This is a genomic window from Candidatus Synechococcus calcipolaris G9 (assembly GCF_029582805.1).
GTDB classification, from domain to species: domain Bacteria; phylum Cyanobacteriota; class Cyanobacteriia; order Thermosynechococcales; family Thermosynechococcaceae; genus Synechococcus_F; species Synechococcus_F calcipolaris.
This window is the reverse complement of sequence record NZ_JAKKUT010000002.1, coordinates 281,576-295,507: the sequence shown is the minus strand read 5'-3', so window position 1 is coordinate 295,507 and position 13,932 is coordinate 281,576. Positions and strand designations below refer to the sequence as shown.

Sequence of the window (13,932 nt, the reverse complement as noted above, 5' to 3'; positions counted from 1 at the left end):
TTTGTGAGGAGTAGGGAACAGTGAGTCAGTCTCAATTTTTACAGCGTTTAGGTGTTGGCTGCGCAGCTACAATTTTGGTGGTTGCAACTCAGCCCTCTGGGTTGGCCGCCAGTACGGAAGTGACGGGTATTCGTCTAGTACCTGGTCAGGACGGAATTCAATTACTGTTTAATGTTCAAGGCAATATTCGCCCAGCGGTATTTACCGTGAATCGGGGTAACTCTTCCTTGGCAGATATTACTAATAGCCAATTACGGCTACCGGAAGGAGGATCCTTTCGCCAAGATAATCCTGCCCCCGGTATTACCTCTGTGGAGGTGGCACAACTGGATGCCACTACGATTCGGGTAACGGTCAATGGCGTTGCCTCTGCCCCCATTGGCGAAGTGATTCGCCGGGAAGACGGGTCAGGTCTGCAACTGAATTTTTTGAATGCTCAACAACCTGCCGGTACTCCCCGTGAGCCGGTGGCGGGTCAACCTGCACCCACGCGGCCGGGGCCAAATTCCGCTCCACCCTTTACCTCCCGGGCCGTTGCCCCTCCTGTGGGTGATATGTTAATTGGCCCCATTAATGCTGCTCCTGATATTGTGGATCTCGGCTCCAATGAGCGGATTCCCCGCCTTTTATTACGGGAAGCGCCGGTACGGGAAGTCCTCTCCCTATTGGCTCGGGCCGCCAATATGAATGTGGTCTTTCCTGAATCGAGTGGTGCGGATGGCCCCGGTGGCATGAACATTTCCCTGGACATTGAAAATGAGTCAGTTCAGGATGTTTTTAACTATGTCCTACGGGTCGCGAACCTACAGGCTAATCGCCAGGGTCGGACAGTGTTTGTCGGTCAATATCTGCCCCCAAATGCCCAAAACCGAATTGTGCGAACGATTCGCTTGAACCAAATGCGCGTTTTTGGTTTACAGGGTACAACCCGGGCATTGATTACCACTGCCCAAACTGGCGGCTCCATTTCTGGGGTTGGGTCAGGTGGCACCGGCGGAACATCGGGGGCAACTGCGGAAACAGCCCTAGGTCGGAAGATGGAAATGGGCGAGGTGGATATTCAACTGGGGGCCATTCAACTCCTAGAAATGTATGGGGCAAACCTACGGGATGTGTTCCAAGCTCCTACGGGTGCGGCCTGTGATGAAACTACGAGTTTTAACGTCGCCGGTGCTAGTATTTCCGATGTGTGCCGAGGAACCCTCCTGCGGGGGTTAGAGGCCATGGGAGATCCCCGCACCAATACCGTTACCTTGGTCGGTACGCCTCGCAAAGTGGAAATTGCCACCAACCTTCTCACCCAGTTTGATGTGCGGAAACGGCAGGCTATGGTTAATGTCAAGTTTATTGATGTGAACCTCTTGGCCGGTAAAGAATCCAATGTGGATATTATTACCAATGCCGGTTCAAGCCTGTTTGGGGCAATTTTTGATGCCTCTGGCTTGACCCTACAGTCGGGAAATCTGCCAGCGGGAACGCCCGGGGGACGAACCTTTGAGGGGCCCCAAATTTTCCCTCCAGAAATTCAGAGTACATTCGACACTGCTACAGGGGCAGTGAATAGTGCGGTTCGTCCTTTTATTGGTGTTCCGGGGTTAGCGGTTCCGGGGTTGGGTGTGGGAGAAACCCTGAGTACGTTCTTTTCCCAGGTGCAGTTAGCAATCACCTCTGGTAATGCCACCATCTTGACGAATCCTACCCTGGTGATCCAAGAAGGTAGTGCTGCCCAGGTGAACCTGACCCAAGAGATTTTCTCAGGGATTCAATCCACGTCAAGTACGACGGGAACCGGTAGTGGGGCAGCGGTAGCGGCGACAAACATTACCCCCATTATCCGGCCAGCGGGGGTGATCTTTAATGTCACCATTGAGCAAATCGATGACAATGGTTTTATTACTCTGCAACTGTCTCCAGAAGTGAGTGCCCCCAGTGGAACCTATTCGGTGGTCTTCCCCGGTGTGGCTAACCCGTCTTCGGGTACGTTACTCTCCCAGCGACGGATGGAGTCGGGACGGATTCGGATTCGGGATGGTCAGACCCTACTACTGGCAGGGATTATCCAGGATCAGGATCGATCCCTAGTGACGAAGATTCCGGTTCTGGGGGATATTCCTTTGCTGGGTAAACTCTTCCGGCGGGAAAGTAACCAGCGACAGCGGAACGAATTGGTGGTGATGGTGACTCCTAAGCTGGTAGATGACTCTCAGGATAATAGCTTTGGCTATCAGTACAGTCCTGGGTCAGGTGTTCCTTCAGGGATTCAACGCCGCGTCACCACTCCCTAGGGAAACGTTTGGGTTGAGATTAAAAATTATGATGCTCCATCTAGGCTGAGGTCTGGGTGGAGTTTTTCTATTTTGATTTGATGCAAGTCAGCTTGACCAGATTAGATGGCTCATAGGGAAAACAATCTAACCTGGGTTTGAACCATCACTTTTCTCGATGTGGGGACGTAACTCATTTAGGTCAATGTAGCGATCTGTGGCATTGCGAAGTTCTCTAGCAATCATTCCTTCCGTGGAAACGACTGTAATATGGGTATTTTTCGATCGCAACAGTTCAATGGCTCGTTCAAAATCGCCATCACCACTAAATAGGATCACGCGATCGTACTGCCCTACGGTATTAAACATATCCACAACAATTTCAATATCTAGGTTAGCCTTTTGGGAATACTTTCCCACCGTATCGTCATAGTATTCCTTCAGCATTTTGGTGCGGACGGTATATCCCAAATTAATCAGGGCATCTCGAAAGGATCGCTGATCTTGGGGATCCTTAAGGCCGGTATACCAAAAGGCATTGACTAGCGTAATGTTAGTATCTTGGGTAAAGTACTCCAAAACTCGTCGGGGATCAAAAAACCACCCATTCTTTTGTTGTGCATAGAACATATTATTCCCATCCACAAAAATGGATAGGCGTTCGTAATTCGACTGCATGAGATAGGAACCTAGGAATTTAGGAGTTAGTAGCGAGAATAAATATCCCAGGGAAGACAAAGTAAATCTACTTCTTAAACTCCGGGATGATAGGATAATTTATCGCAAGTATAAAATCAACATCATAAAATAGGCCAAAGACCTTAATGATCTAAACAAAGCAACAAAAAGGAAATGACCAATGCTGATCTAGTGCGAACTGAAAAAACTGCCATTAACCTCTATATTTCATGGATAGTAGATATATCTACAGAAAAATGTTCAGAGTACACACTCCAAAGAAAGTGTTACTTTATTAAAAAGAACTTAATAACTCTTCAATATTCTATACTAAATTTACTGAGATAGGGACTCCTGCGCTGGCCCATGGATGTAAATATTCGCGAATTGGCAACAACTCTCACCCCTCGTTTAATTGAAATTCGCCGTCATTTTCATCGACATCCTGAACTCAGTGGCCAAGAACAGCAAACGGCCTCCTACGTGGCAGGGGTTTTGTCGTCGGCGGGTCTCCGCGTGCGGGAAGAGGTGGGACGGTTGGGTGTTGTCGCTGATTTACCTGGGAAGGGCGGAGATCAGAGATGCCTGGCGATTCGCACTGACATGGATGCTCTGCCGATCCAGGAACGTACCGGAGCAGAGTTTGCTTCCAAGCATCCGGGGATCATGCATGCCTGCGGCCATGATGTCCATACAACCGTTGGCCTAGGAACGGCGATGATTTTGGCTGAGTTACAGGAGCATGTATCGGGGAAATTGCGTTTTATTTTCCAGCCTGCAGAAGAAATTGCCCAGGGTGCTCGGTGGATGATTCAGGATGGGATCATGGCGGATGTGAGTGCGATTCTATCCCTACATGTCTTCCCTAGTATTCCGGCAGGGCAGATTGCAGTGCGTTATGGGGCCCTGACGGCGGCGGCGGATGATATTGAGTTAATTATTATTGGCGAATCGGGGCATGGGGCCCGACCCCACGAAGCCATCGATGCGATTTGGATTGCGGCCCAGGTGATTACAACCTTGCAGCAGGCGATTAGTCGTACCCAAAACCCCTTACGGCCAGTGGTACTGACCATTGGCAAAATTAGTGGTGGTCGGGCAGCGAATGTGATTGCCGATCAGGTGCAACTCCAGGGAACGGTGCGATCGCTCCATCCAGAAACACGAGAGCAATTACCCGATTGGATTGAACAAATTGTTGCTAATGTCTGTGCATCCTATGGGGCTACCTACAAATTGACCTATCGACCAGGGGTACCGTCAGTGCAAAACAGTCCCTTTTTATCCCAATTGTTGGCAGATGCGGCAACGGATATGTTGGGGCCGGAAGCAGTACAGATTCTGCCGGAACCGTCCTTGGGGGCAGAAGATTTCTCTCTGTACCTTGAACATGCACCGGGGGCTATGTTTCGTCTAGGGGTGGGCTTCAGCGATCGCCCCAACTATCCCCTGCACCATCCCCAATTTGAGGTTGATGAGCAGGCTATTACCGTGGGAGTCATGACCCTGGCCCAGGCAGCCCTGAAGTACTGGAAACTTTAGGAGTTCTAGGAGAATTCTAGCGATCGACGGATCCCATAATCACATCGATACTGCCAAGAATAGCGACAATATCTGCCACCTTCATCCCCTTTAGTAGCTTGGGTAAGATTTGCAGATTATTAAAATCTGGGGCGCGGATCTTCCACCGCCAAGGAAAGACATTATCATCTCCAATCAGATAAATGCCCAGTTCTCCCTTGCCGGATTCTACCCGGACGTAGTGTTCCCCCTTGGGAATCTTGAAGGTCGGGGCAATTTTTTTGCCAAGAAATTGATATTCAAAGTCATTCCACTTGGATTTTGCCCCTTCTAGCATCCGTTGGGCCTCTAGGTTTTCGTAGGGGCCGCCGGGTAACCCTTTGAGAGCTTGGTAAATGATCTTCACTGATTCACGCATCTCCCGAATTCGCACCAGATAGCGGGCAATGCAATCTCCAGCCGTTTCAGTTTGTACGTCCCAATCAAAGTCGTCGTAACATTCGTAGTGATCTACCTTGCGCAGATCCCAGTTCACGCCAGAGCCGCGCAGCATTGGCCCAGACAGTCCCCAGTTGATCGCTTCTTCCCGGGTAATCGTGCCGACCCCTTCCAGACGGCGGATAAAAATAGGATTATTCGTAATTAGCCGCTCGTATTCATCCACCTTAGGCAGAAAGTAGTCGCAAAAATCCTGGCACTTACTCACCCAGCCATAGGTTAAATCAACGGCCACCCCACCCATGCGGAAGTAGTTATTATTGATGAATCGCATTCCGGTGACGGCTTCAAATAAATCGTAGATCAGTTCCCGTTCTCGGAAGATATAGAAGAAGGGGGTTTGGGCCCCCACGTCGGCCAAGAAGGGCCCCAGCCACAGCAGGTGGTTGGCAATGCGGTTCAACTCCAGCATGATCACCCGGATGTAACTGGCCCGCTTTGGTACAGCGATATTCGCCAGTTTTTCGGGAGCATTGACTGTCACGGCCTCATTAAACATTCCCGCAGCATAATCCCAACGACTCACGTAGGGAATAAACATAATATTGGTGCGGTTCTCGGCAATTTTTTCCATCCCTCGGTGCAGATAGCCAATCACTGGCTCACAGTCAAGGACATCTTCACCGTCTAAGGTCACCATTAACCGCAACACACCGTGCATGGACGGATGGTGGGGCCCCATGTTGATAATCATGGGTTCGGTGCGAGTCTCAAGAGTTGGCATAGATCGCTGTTGGGGTGGAGGTTTGCGTTGATCGGGAATTTGGGCTTAAAACCCCATCCGTTAGGAGGAGTCTAGCTTATTCTAGAGGTATTACCGGCGAACTTCAATAGGATATCCCCTAGACAGAACGAACAACCAGGGCAAGCGCATACTAACGCTCTTTTGTTAAACTTCCTTAAAAGCTTGATGCCTCGTTGCCTGAAACGATGGTAAATCGTTGATGTTCTCTAAAATTATCGAAGAGCGATAATATCAGAGTTAGACCACCATTGCTTGACAACGTTCTGCTGAGGGGCTTTAGCATGCAGATGCGGTCTATAAATAATATATAGCCGTCCGAAATTATTTATGAACGAATGTATCTTTGAAATCCTTGTAGGACAATACTTCTATTCTCAATCGTGTTCATAATCTACGTGTGACGGCTATAGTTAGCCCGCATTGCTTTCCACAAGTGGCGGCTACTTAAGGATTACTTGACTTTTAGAGTGAAATTGAGGTGACTAGAGGTTGAAGTGCAGCTGTTAAGGTTCATTTTTTAGTACTCTTGCAATATGTTATTTACTTCAAACTATGCCTAAATATAATCTTTATAGAATTCCCAAAGATCAAGAAGAGGATTTGATCGCAAAACTGAGATTGTCAGGTCTAGAACAGATAGGTGAGCAAGAAGTAGAAGGTTTTCAAATGAAATTCTTCTTTTCTAGTGAACCTGATGAAATCGAAATTTGGTGGGTTGAAACATATCAGGAGTTTTTAGGAGATGTAGAAACGCCCAAGAATCTAATGCATTTTGGAGTCCTTCTTATTTCAGGAAGTGAAATTTGTTATGCTATTAGTCTAGGTAAAGCACATTTCTACTTAAGTCAATTTTGTGATTCAGAGTTTGGATTGAATTTGGCAGAAAGAATAATTGATGAAAATGACCTCAAAATCAAAAACTCAAAATATTATAAAAGCGCAAAAAGCAAAATGATTACCACATATCAGCAAGGTAGTCAAGTAATGTTCGACAGTGGAGAGTCAATGCACTATATAAAGGGTAAAACCATCGATTCAGCTAGATGGGGAAAAATGGTTAGCTTCGGAAAGTCCGTGCATCTTAATATAGCAAAACAACCTTTAGAAATTCCAACTGTCATAAATGAAATAGAAGATGTTCTCAGTCAACCAATTAGAGTGAAACTGCCAAAAGTTGATATTGTAAAAGATGGTCGTATAATTCAACGTCTGGACAAAACTTTGGCTAGGGCAATTTTAAGAACTCAAAATGATTCAGGCATAAACGTAGAAGAATTTACGATGTCTGGAGTGGATTTTATTTTTGCAGATAGCTATGAGTACAGTCTTTATTTGAAGGGGAAAAGTGACGAAGCCGTTCGTCTGGATGAACTGAATTTGGAATCTTTAGTTGCCTTCTTGAGGAATCACAGAATAAATATTCAAGAGGAAATAAATAACTTAAAAGTGAAAGTCCACAATGAATATGGACGTGATCATACAAAGCCCCTCAAATTTTATCTAGATTTTATTAAAGAAGACGAGCGTTATTGCCTTATTGACGGAGTTTGGCATAAGTTCAATCAATCGTATGTGGAATTTTTGGAGGAAAAAGTTGATGAAATCAAACTTGATTACAATTCTGCTTTTGATGTGAACTCTGGGATTGATGAGGCTCGGTTTAACCAAGAGCGTGAAAATGATGGATATCTAAACTACGACAGAGACTTGCAAAGCTTAGATGGACGTTACAGAGTCGAAAAGATGGATTTGTACAAGGATGGCGTTTTATATTTTGTGAAAAAGGGTACTCCACAAAAATTGGCATACGTTATTGATCAAGCCATAAATACCGTTAAGATACTTCAAAATAATGCTGATTGTATCATGATAAATAAAGAACCGGTAGAAATAAACGGAATATGCTTATGGATGATTCTAAAACGACAGACGGTAATTGAAAAACTTTCAGATATTAATTCTATTATTCTCCATATGAAACTTGTAGAGTGGAGAAGGACTCTGATAGATGCCGGATTTACCCCCTTAATTAAGGTTAACTACATCAGAGAGTAGTCTGATACTCTTGTTCCTTGGGGATACTAAGTCAGTGAACCTAATTAAATGTAGTCCTAAATTGCTGAAAGCCTTCCTGTGTCCCGATCTGCATGCTGAATACTTAGGTCTACCTACTTAACAGGCTACGCCCATGCACACCGATTGCCGAAAGGTGTATGGTGATGATATAGAGTCTATTTGCTGCAGGTGTGGACACTGTTAGCCCTCTAGTCTCTTGTGGCGATAGTACTTACAAGCTTACCGTTGGCATTGTTGTTTGAGTGTGTCTGAGGCTAGTGTCTGGCAGTAGAAATCCTGTCATTATTCAAAATATGGCTTGGAGGTTGTCTGATGGAGTAGCCTTCTTTTGAAGGAACCTGGGATGAAATTCTTCGTCACGCGCTTGAACTGTTCGGACAGCGTGTAAGGTTAACAGTACTACCTAATGAGAGTTCAAAACCTCAGAACGGGACGACCTTAGATCAAGCCCTAAAAGGTAGGGCAGGTCGAGTTCAGTTCCAGCCTTCAAATCTTTCCGCACATACAAAACAAGCATTCACTGACCTTTTGGTTGAAAATTATAGACCATCGGGATTAGGGTAGTGATTTTTTGCGATGCATCTCCCTTGATTGCTTTGATTAACCAGAGTAATATCAATCATGATCGTTGCGTTAATGCTTTACTTGGTCTTCCGGCACCTTTGATCACAACATGGTCATGTGGGCGCACGTCACATTATAAAGAGGAAAATAAAAGTCCTAACTTACCGTAGCTAGAGTAAGCTTTTGACAGGTATATAAGGTGACATGTAGCCAGCTAGAGGTGCATTACGTAGTTTTTTATGCGGATTGAACTAAGGGAAGATTTCAGGAAACCAATCCGTATCGAATAGTTGGTCAAGGGTGTAGGGGCAATTCTCTGGAAACTCTATATTAAAGCCAGTTTTAGCTTTCACATACTTAAAAGCATCCTGATAAATGGAATCAATATGTTGTTTCAGATGATTGCGTAAATTTGCCGTTAGTCTTCTTCTAAGCTGGGTTCTGAAACCAATAACTTCCGATCGCCAATGATTGATATTATGATCCCGTTCCATATCCCAGAATTCTATCAATAATAAATGGCGGATAATTTGCTCTAATAAACTTTCAACCCTATGATGTTTTTCGTTCCCCAAATCTTCTAATTCCTCAATTAGATTTTCGAGGTCTAGGATTTCAAATTGACGATTTTTGAGGAGGTTAATTGTGGCTTCTAACCACTCCATGGTATCGGTTTCATACAGTTGAGCTAAATCAGTAATAATCGCCATAATTATTTGACGGTAAAGAGTGTTTGATTAAATCATATCGATACCATTGGGGCGATCGCAGGTTCAAGAACTGAAAACAAATCTAAGTTGGGGTCAACTAATTTTTTCCAGGAGTAACTTTTCCCGCTTCACCGGATCGGGGATTTGAATCGGATATTCACCCGTAAAGCAGGCAGAACAGAAGCGATCGCCACTGTCTTGGGTAGCACGAATCATCCCCTGCCAGGTTAAATAACTCAGGGACTCAACCCCAATTTGCTCAGCAATGTCACGCACTGTCTTGGTGGCAGCAATCAGCTGATCCTGACTATCCGTATCAATGCCGTAGAAACAGGGATGGGTCACTGGTGGAGAGGATATCCGCATATGGACTTCCCGGGCCCCGGCATCCCGTAAGGCCCTGACAATTTTCCGGCTGGTGGTTCCCCGCACAATGGAATCATCGACAATGACAATGCGCTGACCTTCTAGGACATCCCGCAGGGGATTGAGTTTCATCCGAATTCCCGATTCCCGCATGGATTGGGTGGGTTGAATGAAGGTACGACCCACGTAGCGATTTTTAATGAGGCCTTCGGCATAGGGAATTCCGGTGGACTGGGAATAACCGATGGCCGCAGGCACCCCAGAGTCGGGAACCGCAATTACTAGATCCACATCCGCTGGGGACTCTTGCCCAAGTTGCTGGCCCAATCGTTGACGATAACTGTAGAGGCTTTCCCCATGCATGAGGCTATCGGGGCGGGCAAAATAAATCATCTCAAAAATGCACAGCTTGCGATCGGGGACACTCCAGTGGTGGCTTTCTAGGTGGTTTTCACTGATCCAAACCAATTCGCCGGGTTCCACATCCCGCAGATAAGCAGCCCCAATAATATCTAGGGCACAGGTTTCCGAGGCTAATACATAGTTGCAGCGATCGCTGTCTGGGTCATGGAGAACACCAATCACTAGGGGACGAATGCCATGGCTATCCCGTAGGCCTATTAACCCATCGGGGGTACCAATCACTAAACTGAAGGCCCCTTGCCACTGTTGGGCCGCTGCCATGGCTGCTTCTTGCCAGGTCGAATGGTTTTCTAGGGACTGGGCAATTGACCAGGCAATGAGTTCCGAATCCGTTGTGCTGATTAAATGGGCTTCAGGGGTTAGGCATTCCAATACTTGGCGACGTAATTGGGGGGTATTCACTAAATTCCCATTGTGGGCTAAAGCTAGGGGCCCCAAACGGGTATCCACAACGACGGGTTGGGCATTGACGATGCGACTGCCCCCGGTTGTTGAGTAGCGGGTATGACCAATGGCACTCTCACCCACCAAACTATCAAGAATATCTTGATCAAAAACTTGGGAAACGAGGCCCATGTCCTTATGGAGATGAACCTGTTGCCCTTCAAAGGTGGCAATACCAGCAGATTCTTGACCCCGATGTTGCAGGGCATAGAGACCAAAATAGGTTAAACGAGCGACCTCTGCGGTTGGCGCAAAGACCCCAAAAACCCCACAGGCCTCTTCTGGCTTATCCGATCGAGCAATTGAGAATGGAGCCATGAATTTTTACCGCAAAGACACTATTACAGCTTAGACAATTTAGACATTAATACTCATGAAATAATGCTCATAGCATCATTGATACAAATTCGGAAAGACTCATAAATTCCATACTTATCATTTATATCGACGATTTCTCGTCGCCCCCACTCTATGTCTTCAGCTAAAACCGTGACTAATTTAATCAAAATGTGATCAAAATGATGACACTAAACCTCTAGTGAAAATAATTAACTAGGGCATTTTGCCAAAGGGCTTTAATATCTTCTATCCTAACCTTGATTAAGGCCAAATTATCATTGGTTGTAAGGAGAAGCTCTCCACCCTGGTTTTGTACCTGGCCTAAATACACCCCATAATCCTTCAGGGATTCCCTTAAATAAGCTTGCCAGGTGGGTTGATGCTCTAGGGCGACGGAGACAATAATTCGCGCCCCCCCCTCACCAAATAGAAGTCGATCCCAGCGTCCAACCATCGTGCTTTCTAGGGGTAAGGTAATCGCCGCGCCGCGATCGCCACTGATACAGGCCTCAGCTAGGGCAACGGCAAGGCCTCCCTCGGAACTATCGTGGGCAGAACAAATCCAGCCTTGGCTAATACCATGGCGGCAGACCTCCTGAACCCGCTGCTCTAAGTCCAAATCAACCTGGGGGGGCTGACCAGCAACCTGGCCATGAATCGTCGCTAAATATTCAGACCCCCCCAGACTCACCCGTGAATCTACCTCTAGGGAGGGGGGAAGGCCCAGGAGATAAATGGCATCCCCTTGATGTTGCCAACCTTGACCCACCACCCGCTGCAAATCTTCAATGAGGCCCACCATTCCCACTACGGGAGTTGGGTAAATAGCCTGGGGTGTGCCTTGGGAATCCAGGGTTTCATTGTAGAGGGAGACGTTACCCCCCGTGACTGGAGTACCCAAGCTCTGGCAGGCTTCTGCTAGGCCCCGGCAAGCCTCGGCTAACTGCCAATAGCCCACTGGTGTTTCCGGGCTGCCAAAGTTGAGATTGTCTGTCACCGCCAAGGGCAGGGCCCCCACACAGGTTAAATTCCGGGCCGCTTCTGCCACTGCCCCTTTAGCCCCTTCGTAGGGATGGAGGTAAACGTGGCGGCCATTGCAATCAACGGTGGCGGCGACTCCTTTTTGATGAACGCCCTTTTGACTAGACCCATGGTCACAGGCTTGGCCAGGTAGGGGCCGCAAGCGAATCACCCCAGCATCTGCCCCGCCAGGGAAAATCAGGGTATTATTTTGAACCTGGTGATCGTATTGGCGATAGACCCAGGACTTAGAGGCAATGGTGGGACAGGCAAGCAATGCCATCAAGACCTGATTCCAATCCTGGGGGTTTTCTCCCGTCAGACCTGTTACCGATGTGGGAGGCAGGTCGGCCTCTGACCAGGCCCAGGCGTCTTGGATATAGTCAGGCAGGGTGGTCATTTTTTGCCGTTCATAGAGCGGTGTGTCATCGGCTAAGGCCGTGGCTGGAATTTCAGCGGCGATCGCCCCTTGGAAGAAAATTCTCACAATGGGGTCGGCAATGACTTGGCCGGCAACGACCCCCTGAAGCCCCCACCGCTGGAAAATCTCAATGAGTTCATCCTCTCGTCCCTGTTCCACTACAAATAGCATCCGTTCCTGGGATTCAGATAGCAAATATTCGTAGGGTACCATCCCCGTTTCCCGTACTGGAACCCGATCTAAATTCAGTTCAATCCCCACCCCCCCCTTTGCTGCCATCTCGGCAGTGGAGCAGGTGAGGCCCGCTGCCCCCATGTCCTGGGCGGCAATGACTGCCCCGGTTTGAAAGGCCTCTAGGCACGCTTCAATGAGGGATTTTTCGAGGAAGGGATCCCCCACTTGCACCGCCGGGCGATCGTCCATGGAGGCATCGCTGAGTTCGGCACTGGCAAAACTGGCTCCCCCCATGCCATCCCGACCGGTGGTTGATCCCACATACAATACGGGATTCCCCACCCCAGCGGCACCGGATTTGACAATTTCAGCGGTTTCCATTAAACCTAGGGCCATCACATTCACGAGGGGATTGCCACCATAGGCTGGCTCAAAGTAAACATCCCCGCCAATGGTGGGTACACCGACACAGTTGCCATAGTGGCTAATGCCTGCGACTACGCCCTGGAAGAGTTGGCGGGTTTTGGCATCCCTTAAACTACCAAACCGCAGGGCATTGAGGAGGGCGATGGGCCGGGCCCCCATGGTGAAAATATCCCGCAAAATACCACCGACACCGGTGGCGGCCCCCTGAAATGGCTCGATCGCCGAGGGGTGATTATGGGACTCAATCTTGAAGGCTAACCGCAGCCCATCCCCTAAGTCCACAACCCCAGCATTTTCCCCCGGGCCCACCAGTACCCGTTTGCCTTGGGTGGGAAACTGCTTCAGGAGGGGTCGGGAGTTTTTATAACAGCAATGCTCTGACCACATCACCCCAAACATGCCCAATTCGGCCCGATTGGGATGGCGACCCAACCGCCGGACAATTTCTGTATATTCTTCGGGCTTGAGGCCCTCGGCGGCAATCTCGGCGGCGGACGCAGGGGACGGGGCAACCATTAAGCAGTTCCTTTGCTAAATTCCTGGTTTTTCAAGACTCGCTCCATGACTTGGGCATAGGCCGTTTCTACATCCCCTAGATCTTGGCGAAAGCGATCTTTATCCATAATCCGTCGATCGGGATCCGTTTCCTGTTGATTCCAAAGGCGGCAGGTATCGGGGCTGATCTCATCAGCGAGCAAAATTGTGCCCTGGCGATCGCGGCCAAATTCTAACTTAAAATCCACCAGGGTAATGGCGCAGTGATTAAAAAACTCAATGAGGTGCTGGTTAATCTCTAGGGCCAGGGTTCTCAGGGTTTGAATTTCATCGGGACTGGCTAAATTGAGGAGGTTGAGGCGATCGCCTGTAAGCAGGGGATCCCCCAGTTCATCATTTTTGAGATAAAACTCCACCAGGGGTGGTGATAGCTCCATGCCTAGGGGCAAACCTGTCTGACGGCAAAGACTCCCGGCGGCGCGATTACGGACAACGACTTCTAGGGGGATAATCTCCACCGCCTGGATCCGCATTTGGTTGGGGGCCGGTTGATCAATAAAATGGCTGGGAATGCCCTGTTGGCCAAGGTAGCGAAATAAATGGCTGGCGATCGTGCAGTTCATTTCCCCCTTGGCCTTGATGGAGCCGCGTTTTTGGGCATTAAAGGCCGTGGCATCATCCTTAAAGTGGGCAATAAGAATGTCGGCATCCTCACTGGCGTAGATTTTTTTGGCCTTGCCCTCGTAGAGAGGCGAAGAAACAGACATC

9 protein-coding genes are annotated in these 13,932 nt (G+C 48.1%); 3 read left to right on the top strand and 6 right to left on the bottom strand.

The window, feature by feature from the left end:
* Nucleotides 1–20: 20 nt before the first annotated feature.
* A complete protein-coding gene (locus tag L3556_RS04055; protein ID WP_277866030.1) occupies nt 21–2,285 on the top strand; it encodes an AMIN domain-containing protein in 2,265 nt (754 codons plus the stop codon).
* Between the two features lie 126 nt (nt 2,286–2,411).
* Here L3556_RS04055 and labA read toward each other — a convergent pair whose 3' ends face one another.
* Nucleotides 2,412–2,942, bottom strand: coding sequence for a low amplitude/bright protein LabA (labA, locus tag L3556_RS04050; RefSeq protein WP_277866029.1), 531 nt, complete (start codon nt 2,940–2,942; stop codon nt 2,412–2,414).
* 366 nt (nt 2,943–3,308) lie between these two features.
* Here labA and L3556_RS04045 point away from each other — a divergent pair, with 366 nt between their 5' ends.
* Nucleotides 3,309–4,484: a M20 family metallopeptidase gene (locus L3556_RS04045; protein ID WP_277866028.1), complete on the top strand. Its 1,176-nt coding sequence runs from the start codon at nt 3,309–3,311 to the stop codon at nt 4,482–4,484.
* Between the two features lie 16 nt (nt 4,485–4,500).
* On the opposite strand, the gene L3556_RS04040 is transcribed toward L3556_RS04045, so the two are convergent.
* The gene (locus L3556_RS04040) at nt 4,501–5,685 is read right to left on the bottom strand and encodes an NAD(P)H-quinone oxidoreductase subunit H (RefSeq protein ID WP_277866027.1); all 1,185 of its coding nucleotides are present in this window, start codon (nt 5,683–5,685) and stop codon (nt 4,501–4,503) included.
* A gap of 573 nt (nt 5,686–6,258) precedes the next feature.
* On the opposite strand from L3556_RS04040, the gene L3556_RS04035 reads away from it, so the two are divergent.
* On the top strand, nt 6,259–7,761 hold the full coding sequence (locus L3556_RS04035; protein WP_277866026.1) for a DUF6119 family protein: 1,503 nt from the start codon (nt 6,259–6,261) through the stop codon (nt 7,759–7,761).
* 836 nt (nt 7,762–8,597) lie between these two features.
* On the opposite strand, the gene L3556_RS04030 is transcribed toward L3556_RS04035, so the two are convergent.
* The 4 genes from L3556_RS04030 to purC form a co-directional block, all read right to left on the bottom strand.
* A complete protein-coding gene (locus tag L3556_RS04030; RefSeq protein ID WP_277866025.1) occupies nt 8,598–9,056 on the bottom strand; it encodes a DUF29 domain-containing protein in 459 nt (152 codons plus the stop codon).
* A 93-nt stretch (nt 9,057–9,149) separates the two neighbouring features.
* Nucleotides 9,150–10,607, bottom strand: a complete 1,458-nt coding sequence (gene purF, locus L3556_RS04025; protein ID WP_277866024.1) for an amidophosphoribosyltransferase — start codon at nt 10,605–10,607, stop codon at nt 9,150–9,152.
* Between the two features lie 217 nt (nt 10,608–10,824).
* Nucleotides 10,825–13,185 (bottom strand): phosphoribosylformylglycinamidine synthase subunit PurL, encoded by a 2,361-nt coding sequence (gene purL, locus L3556_RS04020; RefSeq protein ID WP_277866023.1) that lies wholly within the window; start codon nt 13,183–13,185, stop codon nt 10,825–10,827.
* A complete protein-coding gene (purC, locus tag L3556_RS04015; protein ID WP_277866022.1) occupies nt 13,185–13,931 on the bottom strand; it encodes a phosphoribosylaminoimidazolesuccinocarboxamide synthase in 747 nt (248 codons plus the stop codon). Before purC ends, purL begins: the two co-directional genes overlap by 1 nt.
* Nucleotide 13,932 lies beyond the last annotated feature (1 nt).